The organism is Micromonospora sp. R77, from assembly GCF_022747945.1.
Lineage (GTDB): Bacteria > Actinomycetota > Actinomycetes > Mycobacteriales > Micromonosporaceae > Micromonospora.
The window spans coordinates 6,082,177-6,104,283 of the sequence record NZ_JALDST010000001.1; the positions used below are offsets into that span (position 1 = coordinate 6,082,177).

Sequence of the window (22,107 nt, forward strand, 5' to 3'; positions counted from 1 at the left end):
ATCGGTCCCCATTGGACGGCGGGAGTCCGCGGCTCCGTGACCGGGCTCGTGGTCGCCGATGCCGGCCCGGTCGCGTGGCGCGGACACAACACGGGCAGCGACCACGGTGAGGGAGCAGCCATGACCGATTTGCACATCGCCCGACGTTCCACTCGTCAGCTGAAGGTGGGAAAGGTGGGCGTCGGCAGCGACAGCCCGATCTCCGTGCAGTCCATGACGACCACTCCGACCACCGACATCGACGCCACCCTCCAACAGATCGCGGCGCTGACCGCAGCCGGGTGCGACATCGTCCGGGTCGCCGTCCCGTCCCAGGACGACGCCGACGCCCTGCCCGTGATCGCCAGGAAGTCGCAGATCCCGGTGGTCGCCGACATCCACTTCCAACCCCGCTACGTCTTCGCCGCGATCGAAGCGGGCTGCGCTGCGGTACGCGTCAACCCCGGCAACATCAAGAAGTTCGACGACCAAGTGGGGGAGATCGCCCGGGCCGCCGCGGCACGCGATGTCCCGATCCGGATCGGGGTGAACGCCGGCTCGCTCGATCCCCGGCTGCTGGCCAAGCACGGTGGTGTCACCCCGGAGGCGCTGGTCGAATCCGCCCTGTGGGAGGCCGGCCTCTTCGCCGAACACGACTTCCACGACATCAAGATCTCGGTGAAGCACCACGATCCGCAGGTGATGATCCGCGCGTACGAGCTGCTCGCCGCGGTCTGCGACTATCCCCTGCACCTCGGCGTCACCGAGGCCGGTCCGCCACCGCAGGGCATCGTCAAGTCCGCCACTGCGTTCGGTGCCCTGCTGCGCCAGGGAATCGGCGACACCCTGCGGGTGTCGCTCTCGGCGGATCCGGTCGAGGAGGTGAGGGCCGGCATCGGTATCCTTGAGTCTCTTGGCCTGCGGAAGCGTACCGGCCTGGACATCGTGTCGTGCCCGTCGTGCGGGCGCGCTCAGGTCGACGTCTACGACCTGGTGGCGGAGGTACAGGCCGCGCTGGACGGGCTGGAGGTGCCACTGCGGGTCGCGGTGATGGGCTGCGTCGTCAACGGGCCCGGCGAGGCGCGGGAGGCCGATCTCGGGGTCGCCTCCGGCAACGGCAAGGGACAGATCTTCGTGCGGGGCAAGGTCATCCGGACCGTCCCCGAGTCGCAGATCGCCGAGGTGCTCATCGAGGAGGCGCTGCGGCTGGCCGGCGAATCCGTTCCCGCCGAGGCCACCGCGAGCAGCCGATGATCGGGCAGCCGGCGGCCCCGACCGTCGACCCCGTTGACGACACCTACTCGGGCCTGCGTGGGCTCACTCCCGAGGCGGTGCGCGGGTGGGACCCCGGGCAGTGCCTGCACCGGGCCGCCGAGATTCGGCGCTTTCTGGTTGACCGGGTCACTCGCGCCGGCGGCCACCTCGGCCCGAATCTCGGCATGGTGGAGCTCACCATCGCCCTGCACCGGGTCTTCGACTCCCCGCGCGACGTGCTGCTGTTCGACACCGGCCACCAGTCCTACGTCCATAAGATCCTCACCGGTCGCGCGACGGAGTTCGACACGTTGCGGCAGGCCGGCGGCATGTCCGGCTATCCCTGCCCGGCGGAGTCCCGGCACGACCTGGTGGAGAATTCCCACGCCTCCACCGCGCTGTCCTACGCCGAGGGCATGGCCAAGGCGTTCGCGCTGCGCGGTGAGCAGCGGCGGGTGGTGGCCCTCGTCGGTGACGGTGCGCTCACCGGAGGTATGAGCTGGGAGGCGCTGAACAATCTGGGCGCCGGCTCGCTGCCGGTCGTCGTGGTGCTCAACGACAACGAGCGTTCCTACGCACCCACGGTGGGTGCCCTGTCCCGTCACCTGGCCGAGTTGCGCGCCGGACGCGGCGGCCCGACCCTGTTCGACCGGCTGGGCCTGGCCTACGTGGGGCCAGTCGACGGACACGACGTCGGTGCCACCGAGCGCGCGCTGCGCCGCGCCGCCGAGCTGGGCCGGCCGGTCGTCGTGCACTGCGTCACCCGTAAGGGCGCCGGCCACCCGGCGGCCGAGGACGACCACGCCGACCGGATGCATGCGGTCGGTCCGGCCGGTGGCGGCGGGGGCCCGTCCTGGACGTCCGTGCTCGGCGAGGAACTCGACCTGATCGGTGCCGAGCGCTCCGACGTCGTCTGCGTCACCGCGGCCATGGCGCTGCCCACCGGGCTGGGGCCGCTGATGCGACGGACGCCGGAACGGGTGTTCGACGTCGGGATCGCCGAGCAGCACGCCGTCACTTCGGCGGCCGGGCTGGCGCTGGGCGGCCTGCACCCGGTGGTGGCGATCTACTCCACCTTCCTCACTCGGGCTCTCGACCAGATCCTGATGGACGTGGCGTTGCACCGGCTGCCGGTGACGTTCGTGCTCGACCGCGCCGGCATCACCGGCCCGGACGGGCCGAGCCACCATGGCATGTGGGACGCCAGCCTGCTGGCGCTGGTGCCGGGTCTGCGGCTCGCCGCGCCGCGCGACAGTTCCCGGCTGCGGCACCTGCTGCGCGAGGCGGTGGACCACGAGGAGGGGCCGACCGCGATTCGCTTCCCGAGGGCCACCAGCGGCGCCGACGTGCCCGCGGTGCACCGTACCGCCGACTACGACGTGCTGCACGCGGCTCCAGACGCGCCGGTCATGATCGTGTCGGTCGGACCGATGGCCGAGGCGTGCCTCGCCGCGGCCCGGGAACTGGACCGGCAAGGCATTCGAGCGACGGTGGTCGATCCCCGCTGGATCGCTCCCCTCGCCCCCGAACTGGTCAAGCTCGCCGGCACCCACCAGCTCGTCGTGACTGTCGAGGACGCCACGGCCACCGGATCGATGGGCAGCCGCCTGGCGCAGGCCCTGGCGACGGCCGGCTCGTCGGCGCGTGCGGTGCCCCTGGCCCTGCCGGCGGCGTTCGTGGCGCACGGCGGGCGGGAGGAGATCCTGCGGGCCCACGGCCTCGACGCGGCCGGCATCGCCAGTGCCGTGCGGAAACGCCTGGAACAGTTGTGACCGTCGAGGAGAGGGCATCGGCGTGAGACGGAAAGTGCTGCTCGCGGCGCCACGCGGCTTCTGCGCGGGTGTGGACCGGGCCGTGAAGGCCGTGCACACGGCCCTGGCCGAGTACGGCCCGCCGGTCTACGTACGGCACGAGATCGTGCACAACACCCACGTCATCGCCGAGCTCGAGGCGGCCGGCGCGGTCTTCACCGACGACTTGGACACGGTGCCGCCGGGTTCGGTCCTGGTGTTCTCCGCCCACGGCGTGTCCCCGCAGGTGCGCCAGCACGCGCGTAGCCGCTCTTTGCGGGTTGTCGACGCGACCTGCCCGCTGGTGTCCAAGGTGCACGCGGAGGCCCGTCGGTACGCCCGCGACGATCATCAGATCGTCCTGATCGGTCACCACGACCACATCGAGGTCGCCGGCACCCGTGGTCACGCGCCCCGGCACACGCACGTCGTGGACCCTGATGACCCGGACGCGGTGGCGCGGCTGACCCTGGACGCGGACCGCCCGGTGGTGTGGCTGTCGCAGACCACCCTCGCCGTCGACGACGTCGACCGGGCCGTGAGCCGGCTGCGTGAACGCTTTCCGCACCTGACGCAGCCACCCACCGATGACATCTGCTATGCCTCCACCAACCGGCAGGCCGCGATCGCCGCCATCGCCGCCCGGTGCGACCTCGTGCTGGTCGTCGGGTCGAGCACCTCGTCGAACTCGAAACGGCTGGTCACCGTGGCTCGGCGGGCCGGCGCCCGCGCCGCCTACCTCGTCGACGACGCCGACCAGGTGGATCCGCGGTGGCTGGTGGGAGTCGAGACCGTCGGAGTGACCAGTGGAGCCTCCGCACCGGAACGCGTCGTTCGTCAGGTGCTCGGCCGCTTGGCCGCGCGGGGCTGGGACGACGTCGAACAGGTGGTCGGTACGGCGGAGGACGTCGTCTTCGTCCCACCACCGCTGCACCGGGCCCGCCCGACTCCGGCGGAGGCCTAGCCTGTCGGCGGACCGCATCTGGTGAGAACGGGGGACGCCGCCCCGGGGTCGGCCGGATGACGACGCGCGGGGCCGCGGCCGGGGCCGAGGTGGACATGGGTGTGTAGGCGCACCGCCAACGAAGGGATGGGAATGGCCTGGATCCTGCTCGTCGCCGCGATCGTCGCCGAAGTGGTCGGCACCACGGCCCTCAAGCTGAGCAGCGGCCTGACCCGGCTGATGCCGAGCGTGGTCGTCGCGGTCGCGTACCTGCTGTCGTTCGTGCTGCTCGCTTTCGCCGTCCGGCACCTGCAGGTCAGCGTCGCGTACGCGATCTGGTCGGGGGTGGGCACGGCGACGATCACCGTCATTGGCTGGTACGCCTTCGGTGAGTCGCTCACCGTGGCCAAGGTGGCGGCCATGCTGCTGATCATCACCGGTGTGGTGATCCTCAACCTGGCGGGTGCAGAGTGAGCGTGGGGCCGGTCGGGGCGACCGTGCGGCAGCGGATACTGACTGCGGCCCTCGTCCTGGCCGCCGGTGCGGGGGCGTTGGTGTTGCTCGCCCCGGCCGCGGCGGGCCCGCACCGCGTGACGGTGGTCCGTGACGGTCCGTCCGCGGCGCTCTACCGGGAGGTTACTGCGCAGGTTGCCGACGCGCCGACCTGGGTCGGTGCCGTCGGCGGCTTTCTGCCGGGTGTCGGGTTGCTGGTGCTTCTCGCGCTGGTGCTGTCGGTGTCCTGGACGCGCCGGCACGACCGGTGGGTGTCCCGGGTCGGGGTGTTGGTCGCGCTGGCCGGTGCGGCGCTCGCTGACCTGGCGAGCGCGGCAGTGAAGGCGGTTGTCGTGGAGGAGCGACCCTGCCGGGCGGTCCTGCACGTCAGCACGTGGCTGGCCTGTCCGCCGGCCGGGCACTGGTCGTTTCCCAGCGACCATGCGGCGATTGCCGGAGCACTGGCCACGAGTGTGGTGTTCCTGGTCCGTGATCTGGCGGCGGTGGCGGTGTTGATCGGGTTGGTCGTGGCGGCGGCGCGGGTGGTCGCCGGAGTCCACTATCCCCACGACGTCCTCGCTGGCCTGCTGTTGGGCGCCGCGGTCGCCGCAGCCTGCCAGGTGCTGGCGTCAGCCGGTCCGTCGACTCCCCGTGCCGGCCGCATCCGTGATAGCTGAGGAAGGTCCGGGACCGCTGTGGGGGAGGCGCCAGAGTTCGGTCCGGCGTACGGCTGCGCAGGACCGCCTATCCCTGCGGACAGATGGTCGGCGGCCAGGTGTCGGCCTGGAGCACTCCCTGGTTGTAGGCGCGGGCGACGATCGAGGCCCGGTTCGACGCGTCGAGTGCGTCGCGCAGCGCCGCGACGTGGTAGTCGAGCGCGGTTCGGGACAGGTAGAGCGTCTCGCATATCTCCTTGGAGCTGTGCCCCAAGGCGAGTAGTTCGAGGACGCGACCGCGAACGGTTGACCAGCGGTTGCGCTGCTGCGCGTCGTTCACCACGCGTACAGACATGTTCAGTCCACATCCTCTTTCGGCTCGCTGTCCGCCGAGCGGTGATGCGTCGAGCGGTCATGGGGGAGGGGCATGGGGTGCCTGATCGCCCTTCGTGTGATCCCGGGAGCCACCCGTGTCTGGTCTGGTTGACGTTGTCGAAAGCGGGGGCAAGCCGCAGGTGGTAGGGGGCGCCGCCGTGGGGTTGGGCCCGTCGACGGCTCGGGCTGATCACGTTGCGCCGGACGGTTGCGCGGGCGGACCGCTGAGCGGGATGCGCTCGCGTCAGGTCGCGCGGGTGGCGGTCAGGTGACCTACCGCCGGGGCGCGGGAGAGTTTCGCCGAGCCGTCGCGCGTGGCGCCGGGGCGGCCTCTGCGCCGCTCAAGGGGTGTCATTTCGTGAGTGGTTGTCGCACCGATGTGGACATTCATATCTCCCCGCAGATACGAAGGTGGGCACAGCCAGCCGCAGTGGTCGTCATGCCTCGAAGGCACCGAGGAGTTGCCAGCACACGGATCCCGTCACCGCTGGTATTCATCGGTGAAAATCACGTTAACAGTAGGTGCTGCACCCCGTACCGAAATATTTACCACACAAGGATGGCGGCGGATGCGGATGACTGCAGGGCATGCAATTCCCACGAGTGGATGAGTCGACGAGAAATTACCGACGATCGTGTCCGACAGGACGACTGGCATGCCGAGGGGCACCCTGGTCGCCGAGCCGATGCTAAGAAAGCACACCCCGACTACGGCGGGACGGTGGTCACTGCCCGAGCGCATCCCGCAGCTGCGACCGCCCGGTGACGCCGAGCTTGCGGTAGACGCGGGTGAGGTGGATCTCGACGGTTCGCAAGGTCACGAAATGCGCCTCGGCGATCTCCCGGTTGGTGGCACCCGCGGCGGCCATCGAGGCGATCCGGCGCTCGCCCGGAGTGAGCAGTTGCTCGTCGGACTCCGGCACGGAACGCGGCCGTCCACCGGCGGCCAGCAACTCCGTCTGCGCGGTACGCACCAGCGCCGGCGCCCCGCACCGGACGGCCAGGGCGATCGCCTCACGCAGTGAGCCACGCGCCTCCGCGCGGCGGCCCACCTCACGCAGCCTGCGTCCGAGCGCCAAGCGGGCCTCGACGAGACCGAGCCGGCACTGCGCCGGAGTGAGCACGGTGACGGCCTGCTGCAACGCCGGCAGACCAGCTTCGCCCTCGGTCACCGTACCGAGCACCCGTAACGCCAGGCCGACGGATCCCGCGCCGCCCCACCGGCGAGCCAGTGCGACGTCCTCGGCCGCCAACCGTCGTGCCTCGACTTCCGCGCCAGTGGCGGCCATCGCGAGGGCGGCGTAGCTGCGCCACGGGCAGGCCGACGGATTGGTGTGCCGCCAGGCGCGCAGCCGCCGCTCGCACTCGCGCAGGTCCTCCAGCGCGGCCTCGATGCCCTGCTGCGCCAGGTGCAACCGGGCCCGCGCGATGAGCAGCGGATTGCTCGGCCACGTCGCCGGCAGTTCCCCGGCCAGCGCGTGGCGGTGCAACAGGTCGTTGGCCTCGCCGGTCTTGTCCTGATCCAGCAGCACTTCGAGCCATGTGGTGAGTGGTCGTGACAGCATTCGTCCCCACTGGGCCGGCTCGGTGAGCTCGAACACCTCACGCATGTCCGCCGCTGCCTCGGCCAGCGCGCCACGCCGGTGGTACACCGTGGCCCGTACGTGCAGGGCGGTGGCGTAGAACATGACCCAGCCGCGACTTCGCGCCACCCCGATCGCCTGCTCGCAGTACCGTTCGGCCAGGGTGAACTCCTCCGCCTGTATCAGCGCCCCGACGCTGAACAGGCGGATCAGGTCGCCGTCGTCCTGACGGGTCAGGCCGCCGGCCAGTGCCTGTCGGGCCAGCCGAACGGCCTCCTCCCGGCTGTCGCAGGACCACGTGGCGGCGACTGCGGCCAGCGCCGCCGTGGTCGAGTGGGTTTTCGGGTGGGTGGCGCCTTTGCGGGCGAACCGGTCCAGTCGGTCACGTGCCCAGGGCAGGGTCCGTTCGTCGACCATCGCGATCGCGACCATGTCGACCTCCAGGAGCGCGGCGAACTCCTCGTCCTTTTCCGCCACCTGCCCGACGACCTCCTCGAGTACTTTCAAGGCGTCGCCCGGCTGTCGGCCGATCATCAGGGCGTGGATCAGCAGGCGCGCCGCCCGGCCGCGATGACGCGGATCCTGCGCGGTCCGCAGCACCGTGCTCAGGCGGTCGATGGCCGACGTCGGATTGAGCATCAGTTCGAGACCACCCAGGTCGAGCAGGAGCTGGGTCCGGTCGACGGAGGTCATCGCGACCGGCAGCAGCCGGCACAGGTAACGCGTGGCCAGCTCCGGAGCGCCGCGGACGACGGCCACCCCAGACGCCTGCCGCAGCACCTCGACACCCCACGGCGGTAACTGGTCGGCGTGTAGAAGATGGGCCGCGACTTGGTCGACGGGGGCACCCTCGGCGTGCAGCAGCTCGGCGGTGCGTTCATGGCAGCGGCTGCGTTCGCCCGCCGACGCGCTCTGACGGACTGCGCTGCGCAGGATCGGCTGGGTGAAGGTCAGTGGGTTGCCGTCCTGCAAGATTGCGGCCTGTACCAGGCGGTCCACCACGGCTCTCGCCAGGCTTGGGTGGAGGTCGGTGACGGTGGCCACCAGCGGCAGGTCCGCTCGGGCGCCGAGGACCACCACCGCCAGCGCCACCTGCAGGGCGTGCGGTCCGGCAGCGGTCAATCGGCGCCGCACGGACCGGGCGACACTGGCCGGGCTGACGGTGCGGATCTCTTCCGCTGCGGCCTGCGTCGGCGGGACCCCTCGCGCCCGCAGATCCTGCAGGAGAGCCGTCAGTAACTGCGGGTTGCCGCACGTGGCGCGGTGGCAGGCCGCGGCGAATTCGGCATGTGTGTCGTCGCCGTACGTCGAGTGCACCAGGCGCCGGCTGCCGTCCGCGCTCAACGGTGTCAGCAGCACCGACGACGTGTCGCAGCCTGCTGCGGCGACGATTGCCTGCACGTCGGTGGCGCCCGTCTCGTTGTCGCGCACGGTCAGCACGACACCGATGGGCAGGCCGGTGATCCGCCGGACGAGGAACTCGAGCCACTGCCGTGACGGTTCGTCCAGCCAGTGCGCGTCGTCGATGACCAGCAGCAGCGCGGTCGTGGCGGCTAGGTTCACCGCGAGCCAGTACAGGCCGTGCATGAGGGCGAAGAGGCTGTCCGGTCGTTGCAGGTCGTGTGCCCCAGGGTTTGCCGTGAAGACGGGCAGGGCCAGGGCCGCCGCCCCGGTCGGTGCGAGGGGGGCGCCGATGTCACCGCTGATCAGGCGTTCAAACATTTGGCGTACGGCGCCGAAGGCGAACTCGTTCTCGCCCTCGGCGCAGTGCGCTGTGCAGACCAGCATGCCGTGGTGTGCAGCAGTGGCGGCAATCGCGTCGACCAGGGCGGTGCGTCCGGTGCCCGGCTCCCCGTGTAGTACGGCAACTCCGGGCTGACCGGCTTGCATGCCGGCGAGCATCCGGTGCAGAGAGCGGCTTGCTGCCTCGCGCTCGAGCAGCTGCTGGAAGTGCCCGAGCCGCTCACCGTGGTGTCCCGCGTTTGTCTGGGGTCCGAGCCGTGCCACCGAGCACATTCCTTCAATCAGAGTGGACGGTGAGTTGTCGACCGAGCCGCGCCGTCGACCGGGCCGAAGAACGCGTCAGCCCGTGCCGTCACAATGGCCAGAGCCCACTTTCTGTGATGCGGCCGCCACGCACTGAGGTCGACGTTACCGTTCTCGAATGCTGATTCCTAGACCGGCGAGGGTCGCGGAGGAGGGTCGGCGTCGGCGTCTCCCGTCGCCACATGCGGGAACGGCGGCGCGCCGGATGATGGTCGGTGCGTGATACTCGACCGGCGGGATCTGCGCCGGTGGTCAGGTGTCGTCGAGCACCCGGTCCACCCAGGACTGGTAGTACTGCCGGAATAGCCGGACGCCGTCGGCGTAAGTGCCCGGTGGGTCGCCGGGCTGCATGGTGCGCAGAAGGGACGGGTCCCGCCTGGAGGCCGGGGTCATCCTGATGAGGTTGGTCAGGAAGCATGGCAGATCCGTCCAGATCCGTCCGGTCTTCTCGACGGTCATCGCGATGTGCCTGACTGTGTGCTCAGGCGCGACGGGCGTGGTGGCCAGGAGCAGCCGGTACTGCGCGACGCCGTCGGTGAAGACCGAGACGCGCTGGCCCGCCGGCCAGCCGTCGACCCTCAGAGTGATCTCGTGGGTGCCGCCACCCGTCAGTGCGGAGGTCAGGCGTGGCGCTGCGGTGTGACGCGACCATCGCAGTTCGGCGCCGAAGCAGGCGTCCGCTGGAATCGGCGGACCATGGTCGCTGGTGAGATCCGCTGGGGTGAGCATGCGCGACCCGAGCGGCCGTTCGACGCGTGCCCCGGGCAGTCCGGCCAGACAGCCGGGTCCGTAGGTGTTTTCCAGGACGCGGCGGACCGAGGTCGTGGTGGTGTCGGCGCGGCGGAGGCGACGGTAGGGCGGGGCACTGTCTAGCGCTGGTAGTTCCGGGAGGGCGAACATTGGCTCAGGGCTGCCGTACCAGACCCAGATGTAGCCGTGCCGCTCGATTGTCGGGTAGGGCTGTCGGTTCGCCGCGGCGGGAATGCGGTCGGAGCCGGTGATCTGGACGCATGCACCCGAGTCGTCGAAGCGCCAACCGTGGAACGGGCATTCCAGCAGACCGTCGACGATCCTGCCGTGGGCGAGGCTGGCGCCCATGTGCGGGCACGCGCGTGGCAGTAGTACCGGGTGGCCGGCAGCGGCACGCCAGGCCACTAGTTTCCGTCCGAACAGGGTCAGCGGTACCGGGCGTCGCGTCAGGTCCCGCGACGGCAGGGCCACGTACCAGCTCGCTGCAAGGTCGAGTGCGACCCGTACGTCCGCGTCGGCGCGTGTGGGATGGCGTCTCATCGCTTCATCCCGCTTCCGTCTCGGCCCGGGCGGCGTGCTCGGCCCAGCCGGCATGGAACTTGCGGAACCTGAGCACGCCGTGGTCGTACTTCACCGGGACAACGGCCCCGGACTCGCTGGCGTGCCGGTAGATGACGAGGTCCTCGCGGGTGCCCTGCCGGTGCTGGGCGCGGTATCCCAGGTAGGTCAGGACGTCCCGCAACGGGCGTCCGGTGCGGGCCACCAACGTCCAGCCCTGCATGATGGTCTGGTCGGCGGCCACCGGCGTGACGCCGAGGAGTTCCTTGGCCACCACTTTGCCGTCCAGCAGAAAGGTCAGCCGCTGCCCGGTCGGCCAGCTGTCCACCAGCACATCGGATCGTTCGGTGCGGAAGCCGAAGGCCCGGAATGGCTGAGGTATGTGTAGGCCGCGGGCGGTCAACTGGGCGCCGAACCAGGCCTCGCGAGGGATCGGTGGCCCGTTCTCGGCCGCGGCCTGCTGATCCGACAGCAGCGTCATGTCCATCGGTACCTGGGACTTCACGCCGTGCAGGAACATGAAGTGGTAGAAGTCGAACGCGTTTTCCAGGATGCGGCGAGGCGGGGCCGGGGTGGTGTGGGAGAAGCGATAGGTCAGGTAGCCACTGCGGTCGCCGTCGAGCGCCGGTACCCGGGGTAGCTCGTACGCCGGTTCGCTGCCGCCGTACCAGGCCCAGACGTAGCCATAGCGCTCCACGACCGGATAGCTGCGCAACCGCCGACGGGACAGTCCGTCCACGACGTCGTGCTCAGTGGGGCTGGCACCCCGTGGTACGCGGTGCCGCTGCATGATCAGGGCGCTGCCGTGGCTGTCACGCCAGGCGACCAGGCGCCGCCCGAACAGGTCCAGCGCCCGCGGCTTCGAGGCCAGCGCATCCGAGCGCAGAGCGATGTACCAGCCGGCCGCGAGACGGAGTCCAGTCTCCGTCGCGGTGCCCTCGTGCCGCGCTGCCGTCACGGCCGACCGCCGCTGTCCACGGCCGACGCCGGCCACGCCGCTGCCGATACGCGTGGATGCGGCATCCGATCGTCGAGATGCCCGGGGCGGACCGACATGACGGTTCGTCTGGCTTTCGGATGCACGCGGTCCTGTCGAAGGCGAAGGCAGGACAACGATTCAATACGCGCCGGACAATTCATGGTCACTTTACCGAATGCGCCCACGGCAGCCAAGTTAGCACCAGGGAGATTTATGGTCAACCATGAACAAGAAGAGGAAGTGCAAGATGCGGCTAATCGCCTGAGAAAGGTTTGTGCATCGGCCGCCTTGTATGCTTTAGGCTGGTCATGATATTTTCCCCGACCGACTCGGCCCAGGTGTTATCTGTCGTCCGGCGCGGGCTGTACGCAGGTCGGCCTCGGTCTGTTTCGGTGGCCGCGGCCAGTGACCGGGCGGCTTCGGACCGGCCGTGCCACGCGAACTCCCGCGGGGAGCCGACGTCGAAATATTCGGCCACGATCCGGCCGTGACCCGCCACCGGCTCGAAGAAGTCGAACTGCGAGCGCCGCGACGACGCTGCATCCTGGCATTCCTCGCTGCATACCCGGTCGCAAGAAGGAACACCCGACACCCGACCTGTGGAAGGCGGACCGCAACCGGCCTCGACCACTGGCCGCAGAGGCGGACCCTGCGGCCGCGTGGCGGCCCACGAGGCAGTACGAGAGTTATCTGCGGGCGGCGTGTGCTGCTTCCTGGCGGGCGGTCACCAGGCCGGAGTCATCGAGGTCGAGACGCTGGACCTGACCGGCACACAGCGCTCCGATGAGTTGCTTCGTCAGGGGGCGCTGCTGGTGGAACTGTTCGTGTCCAGGATTGGCAGCACGAGCCGGGCCGGGGATCTGGTGCCCCCACGACCCTCGATGGCCCTCGCCGTGATCGGCTACCTCACCACGACCTGTGATGGTTGATCGTTGACGACCCGCCGGTGGTACGTCGCGGTGACCTGACCGAGTGGGGCGACTCGTCGACGGTGTAGGAGGGTCACGGTGTGTGCAGCCGGTCGACCCTGACGCGGAGGAGGACGCGTTGCTCCGGGCCGCCGCCGAACCCGGGATACGGGCGGCCGAGGTACTTCTGAGACAGCTCGTCGATGTGCTCCCGGGCGCCGTCCGTGGTGACGGACACGACGCTGCCGCGCAGAGCCCAGTACCGGGACGGTGCGGCGGGGTCGGCGATGCCGATGGCGACGCGGGGGTCGCGGCGGACGTTGCGGGTCTTCTGGTGCGTGTCCACCGTGTTGATGAGCACGTGTTCGCCGTCCAAGCCCGCCCAGGTCTGGGAGATCTGCGGCGATCCGTCGGGCATCAGCGTGGTCACGAAGCAGATCGCCCGGTCGTGGAGGACCGCGATCAGGTCGGCGGGTAGAGCCGTCATGGGATCAGCCTTCATGTCGTCTGGTCGTGGTAGAGGCGGTCGATGACCGTCTCGTCCGGCGGATCGCCGGACAGGTCGGCATGGCGGAGGCCCGCCAGGGCGAGCCGCAGGGCACGACGCTACAGCTGGGGAGCGAAGGTACGGGAGGCGTCCATGACGCTGCCCACCATCCGGTGCACCGCGGCGAAGTCGGCGAGGGTCGCTCCGGCCGGTAGCAGACCCGCCCGGACGGCCCGGTCCACGAGGCCGGCCACCACCGGGGTCATCCGCTCGTGCGCCCGCTGCAGCAGTGCGGTGGCCTGGCTGCGGCTGCGGAGCAGCTCGCCCAGCCCTCTGCTCTGCGCCTCGATCTCGAGTTGCTGCTCGAGGAACCAGGTGAGGCCGGCCCAGGTGTCGTCGTGCTGCGCGGCCTGCTCGACGAGGCCGACCACCGTGTCGGTGTGCTCGCTGAACAAGGCGTCGAGCAGGTCCTGTCGCTGCGGGAAGCGGCGGTACACCGTGCCCATCCCGGTGCCGGCGGCTCGCGCGATGTCCTCGTACGAGACGGCGGCGACTGGGGCGCCGCCGTCGTCGAGCAGATCACCCGCACGGCGCCCGAGCGGACCAGGGGCGTGCACTTCAACATGTCGCTGGTGTTCCCACCCCGTAGCCGCCGCACTCGCCTGGGCGGAGGGCGAACATCTCTCCATCGACTTCGAGCATGAGCGACGTAACGTCGCCAGCATCTCCGGCTTCGGGACGCACGCCGGGTACGGCCTTCGGGTCCCTGTCGCCGTTGTCCGGGTAGATCGCCTTCACCCAGCCATTTTGGCCCGGGTCACGAGCGGCGGCGCGGCCGGACGCCGGACCGTGTCACCGAACGAGCGGGATGTCCTCACCCGGGATGAGCATGCCGAATGGAAGCGGCAGGCTCAGGAGCGGCGACGAGGTGGTTCTCGCGAGGCTGAGGACCTGGTCGCGCGAGCGCCACGCGCTACGCTTCCGGCCATGCACGTCACCGACGACAGTGAGCGGCTCGCCGCGTCACTCGTCAGTCGGCTGGACGCGCTGACCTTCCGGGACGCCACGACCGACCAGGTGACCGCGATGATCATCGACTCGGTGGTCGGCTGGGCCCGTGAGGCGGGCTGGCGGGTCTATCGCCGGGCGTCCAGCGTCCTGCCGCTGCCCCCACCGCTGTCCGGGCAGTACTCCGTGCTCGACGTCGCGTGTGCGCGACCGGCCGGCCCGCCCGTCGTCATCGAGGTCGACCACACCGACCGGCGTCGCACCGTGGAGAAGTTGCTGGCGGAGGGGGCGGCAGGCCGTATCCCGATCTGGGTGCGCTGGGGTCCGGGTCCGTTCGTCGCGCCACCCTCGCCGGTTCAGCTGGTCACCTGCGCGGTGACCCGGCAGCCGGGCCCGGCAGGTCAGGGGCGTCGCTATTCCCGGGTACCGGTCGACGACCGGCCGCCACCGGCACACTCCGGCACTGCGATCGGCGGTGCGGACCCCGTGGCGCTGCCGATCCCACTGGATCACGTTTCTCCGCGCTGAACGCCGGTACGGCGCGCACCGCAGTCGGCTGCCGGGTCGACGCAAGACCACCGACGAGGCCGACGCGGTGCTGGAGGGCAAGTCGGTCAGCCACCCGTTCCGCTGGTACTGGGCCTGGCAGTATCTCGGGGCCCCCTGCCAACCGCGCCGCGATGATCGGCGTGCGGGTCCGAATTCGGTGGCGACGCTGTAGTGGCCGTGCCAATCTGGGTACTGCTCGTCGCCGCACGGTGGCAGGGCGCCCGGCTACGACGACACCACGAGGAGTGACAATGCGAGCAGCTTCCACGTTCCGGACCCTTGACCGTCCTACCGTGGAGTTCTGCCTTGGCATTGTTGAACCTCGGAATCGTCGCCCATGTTGATGCCGGAAAGACCAGTCTGACCGAGCGCCTGCTCTATGAGGCCGGGGCCGTGTCCCGGCCGGGCAGCGTCGACGCCGGCACGACGCGGACCGACTCGATGGAGTTGGAGCGTCGTCGCGGCATCACCATCCGCGCCGCGGTCACGTCCATCGCGATCGGTGAGCTGAGCATCAACCTGCTCGACACCCCGGGCCACCCCGATTTTATCGCGGAGGTCGAGCGTTCGCTGGCCGTGCTGGACGCCGCCGTGCTCGTGGTGTCGAGTGTGGAGGGCGTGCAGCCGCAGACCGTCGCGATCTGGCGGGCGCTGCGCCGGATCGCCGTACCGACGGTGATCTTCGTCAACAAGGTGGACCGCCGCGGTGCCGACGTCGACCAGGTGGTGGCCCAGGTGCGTCAGCGGCTCGGGGCGCGTCCGGTCATGCTCACCCGGGTCATCGGCCAGGGCGGGCGCGATGCCCGGGTACGGGCCGTGGGCCTCGACGCCGACTCGGTGGTGGAGGCGGTGGCGGAGGCCGACGACGCGGTGGCGGCGCGGTGGCTGACCGACCAGCCGGTGCGCGTCCGCGACGTCCGGCGGGCGATCCGGCACGCGGTGCGTCGCGCCGAGCTCACCCCGGTGTCGTGCGGGTCGGCGATCACCGGAGCCGGGGTACGGCAGCTGTGTCGCCTCCTCGCCGACCTGCTGCCACGCGGCGAGGAGCGGAACGGTCCGCTGGCGGGTACGGTCTTCGCCGTCGATCGGGACGGGCACGGCCGGCGGGTCTGGCTGCGGTTGTGGTCGGGGCGTCTGCACGTACGGGATCGGGTGCGGCTGGCGGGAGCCCGCCCCCAGACGGTGACTCAGATCGCCGTCACCGAGCCCGAGGGTGTACTGGTGCGTCCCGCGGTGTCCGCCGGGCAGATCGCCGCGGTGCGCGGCGTGTCGGCCCGGATCGGTCAGCACATCGGGGACCCGCCGCGGCGGCACGTCTACCGGTTCCCGCCGCCGACCAGGCAGGCGGTCGTCGAGCCCGTCGAGCCGGACCAGCGCCTGGCGATGTTCGCCGGGCTGACCGAGCTGGCCGAGGAGGACCCGCTGGTGGACCTGCGGCTCGACGCGCAGCAGGCGGAGGCGGTGATCCGGTTGCACGGCGAGGTCCAGAAAGAGGTGCTGGCCGCGCTACTGGAGGATCGGTACGGCGTCCGGGTGCGGTTCTCCGGCACGTTGACGGCCTGTATCGAACGGGTCGCCGGCACCGGAGTCGCCGAGGAGCGGGTGCGCGAGCGCGGCAACCCGTACCTCGCCGGGCTCGGGCTGCGCATCGAGGCCGCCCCGGTCGGGCACGGCATCGAGTTCTGTCCCGGCGTCGAGCCCGGCCGGCTGCCGCCCGCGTTCGTCGCCGCCACGGAGGAGGGCGTACGGGCCGCGCTCCGGCAGGGCCGGCACGGCTGGCCGGTCACCGACTGCACGGTCACCATGACGGCCTCCCGGTACTGGCCGCGACAGAGCAAGCCGCATCAGAAGTTCGACAAGTCGGTGTCGACCGTGGCGGCGGACTTCCGCAACCTCGCCCCGATCGTGGTCGCCGCGGCGCTGCGCCAGGCCGGTACCCGGGTGTGCCAACCGATCGAGCGGTTCGACGTCAACCTTCCGCAGCGTGCGGTGGAAACGGTGCTGCCGTTGCTCGGCCGGTTGGGAGCGGTCGTCCACGACACCGCCGTCGCCGGCGGATACCTCGAGGTGGGTGGCACCCTGCCGTCCTCACGGGTGCCGGAGGTCGTCGCCTCCCTTCCCGACCTCACCGGCGGTGAGGCCGTCCTGACCACCTCCTTCGACCACTACGCGCCGGTCACCGGTGAGGATCCGCCGACGTTGCCCCGGCGCGGGCCCGACCCGGACGACCGGGAGGGGTGGTTCCGCGCCGTACCGCGGTAGGCCGTCCGGAACGTACGCCGGGCATACCGATCCGGCCGCCGGCGGGGGAGGCCGTTGCCCGGACGCCGGGTGCTGGTGGTCAGACGGGACCGGCCGGATTCCGTCAGGTGTCGTCGGTGCCCGCCCAGGCGGTCGCGACGAGGGTGGGGAGGACCTGTGCCGCGGTGCCGTGCAGGTTGACGGCGGCGATCCGGTCGAGCGGGGTCGGTTCGGGGTTGACCTGGATCACGGTGGCGCCGGAGCGTGCCGCGATGCGGGGGATCTCGGCGGCCGGGTACACGGTGCCGGAGGTGCCGACGGTCAGGAGCAGATCGCATGCGGTGGCGGCCTCGACCGCTGCGGTCAACGCCGCCTCGGGCAGCGGCTCACCGAACCACACCACGCCCGGGCGGACGAGTGCGCCGCACGACGCGCATCGCGGCGGCGGAATACGGCCGCCCTCGTCCGGCGGCGCGGCGTGGTCGTCCGGGCTCGGGAGGGTCGCCGGGTGGGCGGCTGCCGCCACACAGCGGGGTGTGAAGAGGCTGCCGTGCAGGTGGATCGCCGCCGGGGTGCCGGATCTCTCGTGCAGGTCGTCGACGTTCTGGGTGATGACGGTGGTGTCCGGGATCCGGGCCTGGATGGTGGCGATGGCGACGTGGCCCGGATTCGGTTCCGCTCGGCCCACCGTGGTGCGCCGCCACTCGTACCAGCCCCAGACGAGGTCCGGGTCGGCGTGGAACGCCTCCGCGGTGGCGAGTCGCTGGGCGTCGAAACGCGCCCACAGGCCGGTGAGAGCGTCACGAAAGGTGGGCACGCCGCTCTCGGCGGAGATCCCCGCGCCGGTGAGGACGACGACCCGGTGGGCTTCGCGGAGGAGTTGGGCCGCTCGATGCGGCAGCGCACCCTTCATACGCGGAGATCCTGCCATCAGGCGACAGGCGGGCAATAGCTCGGCGTGAGAAGCCCTGCCGCCGACAACCCGAGAAACATGATCGCGGCCGTCGTCGACGACCGCTCGGGCAGCCGGCGACTGAAGCGGGCGGCCGTCGATGGTCTGAACAACGGGGTACGAGTGCGGCCCGGGGACACGTGGGGGCACTATCGTTCAGGCGTGCACATCCGTTTCGACGTCCCCGCCGATCCGGCCTATCCCGGCCGGGTGGCCGCTGCGCTCAGCGCTGTCCGGCTGCGCAGGTTCAGTTACATCGGTGCCGTGCTGGCAGCGGTCGGTGTGCTTGTCTTCGCCGCGTCGAGGGTGTTCGGGTGGAGCGACCGGGTCTCGTCGCTGTGCACGGCGATGGTGGTGGCGGGTCTGCTGTCGATGCTGTATCCGCCGTGGGTGCGGTGGCGGGCCCGGCGCCGTTCCAGTGGCTACGCGGTCGAGGGTGGGTACGAGATCACCGACGACAACATCCTGATGCGCAGCGGCTCGGAGTCCGGCGGTATCGCCTGGGACGGGGTCACCCAGGTTAGGGATACGCCGGAGTTCTGGATCGTGTTCGTCGGCCGGATGCCGGCGACGGTGATCCCACGCCGGTTGATGTCCGCCGAGGACGCCGAGACGCTGCGCGCCTACCTGGCGAAACGTGGGCTGCTCGAGGGTCGGTGACAGCGCTGCCTACGGCCGAGAGTCGACTGCCGCGTCGGGCTTCCGTGTCCGATCGTGCCTCGCCCCCGTGGGCGTTGGCGGCCGGATCGTCGCGTCGGTAGGCTGCGTGGGCGGCCTCAGGCAGCCCCTGCGGCGTGCGGATACGGTCACCAGCCGGCGCACCATCCATCATTCCGCATCCGCACCGAGAGGCGGACCACCATGACGACGGTTTCAGGTCACCGGCCGACTGCTGCGGATCCGGCGGCCGCCCGGGAAGCGGCAGAGGACGATCTGCGGGCACTGTTCGGGCAGTCCACCGCCGTCTTCGCGTCGCTCTCGGGCCCGATGCACCTGCTGGAGACGGCAAACCCGGCATTCCGCGCCACCATCGGTGAAGAACGGGCTCGCACCGGCGTCCCGCTCGTGGGCCTGATGCCCGAACTGGCCGGCCAAGGCTTCGTCACCCTGCTCGACCAGGTCTACGAGAAGGGAGAGCCCTACACCGGCCGTGACGTCCGGGTGCTGCTGGGCAGCGGCCCGCGCACGCGGGAGGCGTTCTTCGACTTCACCTACGAGCCGCGCCGGGACGCCGACGGCAACGTCACCGGCGTCCGGGTCATCGGCGTGGAGACCACGCAGGTCAAGCACGCTCAGCGACTGATGACCGAACATCGCGCCCTGCTGGAGCAGATCGCCCGTCAGGCACCCCTGACCGAGGTGCTCGACGGGATGGCCCGCTGTATCGAGAACCTTGCACCGCAGGAGGTGCTCGTCTCCGTTCTGCTCGCCGATCCCGACGGCCGGCACCTGCGCCACGGAGCCGCGCCCAGCCTCCCGGACTTCTACAACGAGGCCATCGACGGGATCGCCACCGGTGAGGGCGTCGGGTCCTGCGGCACCGCCGCGCACCGGCGGGAACCGGTCATCGTCACCGACATCACCACCGATCCGTTCTGGGACGAGTTCCGGACCCTGGCCGAACGGGCCGGCGTGGCCGCCTGCTGGTCCACGCCGATCCTGGCCCGCGACGGCAGCCTGCTGGGCACCTTTGCCATGTACCACCGCACCCCCCGCGTCCCGCAGGACCACGACCTCGCTCTCACTCGCGTCTTCGCCGACACCGCCGCCCTGGCCATCGAACGTCACCACATCGAGCAGGAGAAGGCAGCCGCCGAAGCCCGCGCCAGAGCAGCCCACGACGAGCTGGCCAAGGCGGTACGCGCCGAGCAGAAGCTCCGCGCCGAGGCCGAGCAGCGCGCCGCCGCCGCGGCGGAACTGACCGCCCGAGTACGTGCCGCGGCGGCCGCGCAGGCGACCACGCCGCGTCCCGAGCGCTGCCAACTCGGCGGCGAACCCGGGTGCACCGCGGCGGCCGAGATCAAGGTTGCCGACTCGTGGGGCGACGCAGCGTGGGGCTGCCCGGCCCATGTCGAAGAAGCCATCCTCAACGTGCGGTCGGTGTTCATCGCCAGCGAGGAACTCGGCGGCCTGATCGCCTACCTCAACCGCTAGGGTCCGGCACCCGGTGGCGGCAGGCCGGGCAGGTCGAGGAGGTGCCGCGTTCGTCGAGCGGACCGGCCCTGGCCGACGGCCGCACGGCTGGCGATCCGAGGATCGGCCGGCCCGTGCGGCCGTCGGCTCCGTCGTGGGGACGGTGGTTCAGAACTTGGTCCTCATGAAAAGTCCGGCCGGCGACAGGTCGCTATCGGTCCACGGGCCGCTCAGCGACGAGGTCGGCTTGAGGAAGGCGGATCCTTCGTTCTTGGTGGTGAGGGACCAGTTGGCCCAGCTGATCTTGTTGGTGGTCATGAAGTCGAGCCACTTCTGCGCCTCGGTGGGGTACGGGCCGCCGTCGCCGGTGTAGTCGGAGGTGCCCCATTCGGTGACGAAGACCGGCATCCCCTTGGCGATGAGCCCGGCGACGTTCCCGCGCTGGCCGTCGCCGTTCTGCCCGCAGTAGAAGTGCAGGCTGTACATCACGTTGCCGATGGTCAGCGGGTTGGTCCAGGCGTCCTGCGGTGCCGAGTCGTAGTTCGGAGTGCCGACCACGACGACGCTGTTCGGGGCGTTGGCCCGGATGACGGGGATGACCTGGTTGGCGTAGTCGCGGATGCTGCCCCAGTCGGAGGTCGGCTCGTTGTAGATCTCGTAGATGACGTTCGGCGTGGAGCGGTACGTCACAGAGATGTCCTGGAAGAAGGCCTTGGCCTGGGCGGTCCAGTTCAACGGGTTGCCGCCCACCAGGTGCCAGTCGACGATCACGTAGACGTCGTTGGCGATCGCGGCGTCGACGATGGTCCTCACCTTGGCCTTCATGCCGGCCGGGTCGGTGGCGTACCCGCCCTCCTCCACGTACATGGCTGCCCGGACCAGGCTGTTGTGGTACTGGGTGACGAGGTTGTCGACCGTGGCAGTCGTCCACGGGTAGAACTGCAGCTGGTGCGCGCTCATCCCCTTGAGCTGGACGGGCGTCCCGGACTTGTCGACGAGCTTGGCGCCGGCCACCCGGAGCTGCCCGTACTGGGTGACCACCCCGACCCGGTGGGCGCCGGTCGCGGTGGTGGCGGACGCCTCGTTGGAGGCGGCCGATTCGCTCGTGCCGTTGACGGCGGTGACGACGTAGTAGTACTTCGTCGCGGCGCGGACCGTGTCGTCGACGCAACCGGTCGCGGCGGTCGTCGTGCAGGTGACGAGGTTCGCGGCGCTCGCCGTGACGCCGGGGCTGGTCGACCGGTACACCCGGTAGATGACCCCGGCGGTGCTCGACGCGGTCCAGTTCAGCGCCACCGAGGCGGCGGTGGCCGACGCGGTGGCGGTGAGTCCACCCGGCGCGGTCGGCGCCGGGGGCGGGGCGCCGCCGCCGGTGATCTCGATGCCGTTGAGCAGCGGGGTCTGGGCCACCGCGGTGAAGCCGATGTCGAGCCGTCCGTCGGCGACGGTGACCGTCGCGGTACGGGTCAGGGCGGCGTCGGGGCCGACGGCGGCGTAGATGTCGATGTTGTTCATAGCGGTGCCCTCGACGTCGACGTTGAACACCCGCTGACCGGCGCCGGTGATGCCGGCGTAGGTCTCGGCGAACAGCAGCTTGACCGTGTACGTGCCGTTGGGCACCGCGAACGTGTAAGCGCTCATGCCGTACCGCTCGGTCTGGAAGATCCGCGGGTTGGTGGTGTTCGCGATGGCGACGGCACCTCGGTCCACTGTCGCGCCGCCGGTGAATCCGTTGTCCGCCGCCCACACGTCGCCGTTCGTGTCGGTGAACGCGGAGGTGCCGCCCGCCTCGACCCGCACCACCGTCGGCGGCGGCGTGCCCGCCGGGACCACCTCGATGCCGTCCACCTTCGCGTTGTTGGCCGCGCCGTTGGTGAAGGCGACCACGATCTGACCGCCACCGGTCGCGGTCGCCGGGAAATCCCGTACCAGTGCCTTGTTCGCCCCGCCGGCCGCACCGACGATGTCGAAGTTCGTCAGCACCTGCTGGCCGTTGACCGACGTGTTGAACTGCCGCTGGCCAGCGGTGGTGAAGTACGTCTCGGCGAAGTGCAGCCGCAGCGTGTACGCCCCGCCCGCCGCCAGCCCGGGAAGCGTGTAGCTGAACGCCCCGTAGCGCTCGGTCTGGTACACCGCCGTCGGGGCCGGAGTGTTGACCCCCGACACGTCGATGGGATTGGCGTGTGTGGCGGCCGTGCCGCCGGTGAAGTAGGCGTCGGCGACGAACGCTCCCGATGCCGCACCGCCGGCGTTCACACTCAACACCGCTTGACCGGCCGCGGCGGCGGTCGCGCGTGGCGTGACCAGACCCGTCACCGTCAGGGCCAGCGCGAGGAGAGCCGCGCCGAGGCTTCTTGTCCGTAGCCCGTACTTACGCCGCACGGCGTACCTCCATTGGTTCGACCGGATGAAACGTCGTGACGG

At 70.6% G+C, this 22,107-nt stretch carries 19 protein-coding genes; 10 read left to right on the forward strand and 9 right to left on the reverse strand.

The features are described 5' to 3' along the window. Positions 1-120: 120 nt before the first annotated feature. From ispG to MRQ36_RS28225, 5 genes are all read left to right on the forward strand, one after another. Positions 121-1,233, forward strand: coding sequence for a flavodoxin-dependent (E)-4-hydroxy-3-methylbut-2-enyl-diphosphate synthase (gene ispG, locus MRQ36_RS28205; protein ID WP_242799782.1), 1,113 nt, complete (start codon positions 121-123; stop codon positions 1,231-1,233). Continuing rightward, entirely contained in the window at positions 1,230-3,005 is a 1,776-nt protein-coding gene (locus MRQ36_RS28210; protein WP_242799783.1) for a 1-deoxy-D-xylulose-5-phosphate synthase, read from the forward strand. Before ispG ends, MRQ36_RS28210 begins: the two co-directional genes overlap by 4 nt. A 16-nt stretch (positions 3,006-3,021) precedes the next feature. Continuing rightward, positions 3,022-3,987, forward strand: a complete 966-nt coding sequence (locus MRQ36_RS28215) for a 4-hydroxy-3-methylbut-2-enyl diphosphate reductase (RefSeq protein WP_374251213.1) — start codon at positions 3,022-3,024, stop codon at positions 3,985-3,987. Between the two features lie 132 nt (positions 3,988-4,119). Further along, a complete protein-coding gene (locus MRQ36_RS28220) occupies positions 4,120-4,440 on the forward strand; it encodes a multidrug efflux SMR transporter (protein ID WP_242799785.1) in 321 nt (106 codons plus the stop codon). Beyond that, on the forward strand, positions 4,437-5,135 hold the full coding sequence (locus MRQ36_RS28225; protein ID WP_242799786.1) for a phosphatase PAP2 family protein: 699 nt from the start codon (positions 4,437-4,439) through the stop codon (positions 5,133-5,135). Before MRQ36_RS28220 ends, MRQ36_RS28225 begins: the two co-directional genes overlap by 4 nt. Positions 5,136-5,202: 67 nt before the next feature. Here the strand turns inward: MRQ36_RS28225 and MRQ36_RS28230 are convergent, their stop codons facing one another. The 4 genes from MRQ36_RS28230 to MRQ36_RS28245 all read right to left on the reverse strand — a co-directional run bounded on the left by MRQ36_RS28230 (position 5,203) and on the right by MRQ36_RS28245 (position 11,420). After that, on the reverse strand, positions 5,203-5,469 hold the full coding sequence (locus tag MRQ36_RS28230; RefSeq protein WP_242799787.1) for a LuxR C-terminal-related transcriptional regulator: 267 nt from the start codon (positions 5,467-5,469) through the stop codon (positions 5,203-5,205). A gap of 745 nt (positions 5,470-6,214) precedes the next feature. Further along, complete coding sequence (locus MRQ36_RS28235; RefSeq protein ID WP_242799788.1) at positions 6,215-9,079, reverse strand: AAA family ATPase; 2,865 nt, start codon at positions 9,077-9,079, stop codon at positions 6,215-6,217. A gap of 291 nt (positions 9,080-9,370) precedes the next feature. After that, positions 9,371-10,462, reverse strand: coding sequence for a Rieske 2Fe-2S domain-containing protein (locus MRQ36_RS28240; protein WP_308194930.1), 1,092 nt, complete (start codon positions 10,460-10,462; stop codon positions 9,371-9,373). Beyond that, positions 10,413-11,420 carry a hypothetical protein gene (locus tag MRQ36_RS28245; RefSeq protein WP_242799790.1) on the reverse strand — a complete coding sequence of 336 codons (1,008 nt, stop codon included), beginning with the start codon at positions 11,418-11,420 and terminating at the stop codon, positions 10,413-10,415. The genes MRQ36_RS28240 and MRQ36_RS28245 overlap by 50 nt, the downstream gene beginning before the upstream one ends. 644 nt (positions 11,421-12,064) lie before the next feature. Between MRQ36_RS28245 and MRQ36_RS28250 the strand changes: the two genes are divergently transcribed. Continuing rightward, positions 12,065-12,334 (forward strand): hypothetical protein, encoded by a 270-nt coding sequence (locus tag MRQ36_RS28250; RefSeq protein WP_242799791.1) that lies wholly within the window; start codon positions 12,065-12,067, stop codon positions 12,332-12,334. A gap of 73 nt (positions 12,335-12,407) precedes the next feature. On the opposite strand, the gene MRQ36_RS28255 is transcribed toward MRQ36_RS28250, so the two are convergent. The 3 genes from MRQ36_RS28255 to MRQ36_RS28265 form a co-directional block, all read right to left on the reverse strand. Continuing rightward, positions 12,408-12,800 (reverse strand): PPOX class F420-dependent oxidoreductase, encoded by a 393-nt coding sequence (locus MRQ36_RS28255; RefSeq protein WP_242799792.1) that lies wholly within the window; start codon positions 12,798-12,800, stop codon positions 12,408-12,410. 119 nt (positions 12,801-12,919) lie between these two features. Continuing rightward, entirely contained in the window at positions 12,920-13,417 is a 498-nt protein-coding gene (locus MRQ36_RS28260; RefSeq protein WP_242799793.1) for a TetR/AcrR family transcriptional regulator, read from the reverse strand. Position 13,418: 1 nt separating this feature from the next. Beyond that, positions 13,419-13,598, reverse strand: a complete 180-nt coding sequence (locus MRQ36_RS28265) for a hypothetical protein (protein ID WP_242799794.1) — start codon at positions 13,596-13,598, stop codon at positions 13,419-13,421. 189 nt (positions 13,599-13,787) lie between these two features. Between MRQ36_RS28265 and MRQ36_RS28270 the strand changes: the two genes are divergently transcribed. Continuing rightward, positions 13,788-14,336, forward strand: a complete 549-nt coding sequence (locus MRQ36_RS28270) for a hypothetical protein (protein WP_242799795.1) — start codon at positions 13,788-13,790, stop codon at positions 14,334-14,336. Between the two features lie 327 nt (positions 14,337-14,663). Next, positions 14,664-16,619, forward strand: a complete 1,956-nt coding sequence (locus MRQ36_RS28275; protein ID WP_242799796.1) for a translation factor GTPase family protein — start codon at positions 14,664-14,666, stop codon at positions 16,617-16,619. 103 nt (positions 16,620-16,722) lie between these two features. On the opposite strand, the gene MRQ36_RS28280 is transcribed toward MRQ36_RS28275, so the two are convergent. Continuing rightward, complete coding sequence (locus MRQ36_RS28280) at positions 16,723-17,511, reverse strand: NAD-dependent deacylase (RefSeq protein WP_242799797.1); 789 nt, start codon at positions 17,509-17,511, stop codon at positions 16,723-16,725. A gap of 201 nt (positions 17,512-17,712) precedes the next feature. On the opposite strand from MRQ36_RS28280, the gene MRQ36_RS28285 reads away from it, so the two are divergent. Beyond that, positions 17,713-18,210, forward strand: coding sequence for a YcxB family protein (locus tag MRQ36_RS28285; protein WP_242799798.1), 498 nt, complete (start codon positions 17,713-17,715; stop codon positions 18,208-18,210). Between the two features lie 201 nt (positions 18,211-18,411). Next, on the forward strand, positions 18,412-19,704 hold the full coding sequence (locus tag MRQ36_RS28290; protein WP_242799799.1) for a GAF domain-containing protein: 1,293 nt from the start codon (positions 18,412-18,414) through the stop codon (positions 19,702-19,704). 147 nt (positions 19,705-19,851) lie between these two features. On the opposite strand, the gene MRQ36_RS28295 is transcribed toward MRQ36_RS28290, so the two are convergent. Beyond that, positions 19,852-21,948 (reverse strand): cellulase family glycosylhydrolase, encoded by a 2,097-nt coding sequence (locus MRQ36_RS28295; protein WP_242799800.1) that lies wholly within the window; start codon positions 21,946-21,948, stop codon positions 19,852-19,854. Between the last annotated feature and the right edge of the window lie 159 nt (positions 21,949-22,107).

Coding starts and splice junctions, on each gene's coding strand:
- ispG (WP_242799782.1), top strand. CDS start 121: ATGACCGATTTGCACATCGCCCGACGTTCCACTCGTCAGCTGAAGGTG.
- MRQ36_RS28210 (WP_242799783.1), top strand. CDS start 1,230: ATGATCGGGCAGCCGGCGGCCCCGACCGTCGACCCCGTTGACGACACC.
- MRQ36_RS28220 (WP_242799785.1), top strand. CDS start 4,120: ATGGCCTGGATCCTGCTCGTCGCCGCGATCGTCGCCGAAGTGGTCGGC.
- MRQ36_RS28230 (WP_242799787.1), bottom strand. CDS start 5,469: ATGTCTGTACGCGTGGTGAACGACGCGCAGCAGCGCAACCGCTGGTCA.
- MRQ36_RS28240 (WP_308194930.1), bottom strand. CDS start 10,462: ATGCCGGCTGGGCCGAGCACGCCGCCCGGGCCGAGACGGAAGCGGGAT.
- MRQ36_RS28255 (WP_242799792.1), bottom strand. CDS start 12,800: ATGACGGCTCTACCCGCCGACCTGATCGCGGTCCTCCACGACCGGGCG.
- MRQ36_RS28270 (WP_242799795.1), top strand. CDS start 13,788: ATGCACGTCACCGACGACAGTGAGCGGCTCGCCGCGTCACTCGTCAGT.
- MRQ36_RS28280 (WP_242799797.1), bottom strand. CDS start 17,511: ATGAAGGGTGCGCTGCCGCATCGAGCGGCCCAACTCCTCCGCGAAGCC.
- MRQ36_RS28290 (WP_242799799.1), top strand. CDS start 18,412: ATGACGACGGTTTCAGGTCACCGGCCGACTGCTGCGGATCCGGCGGCC.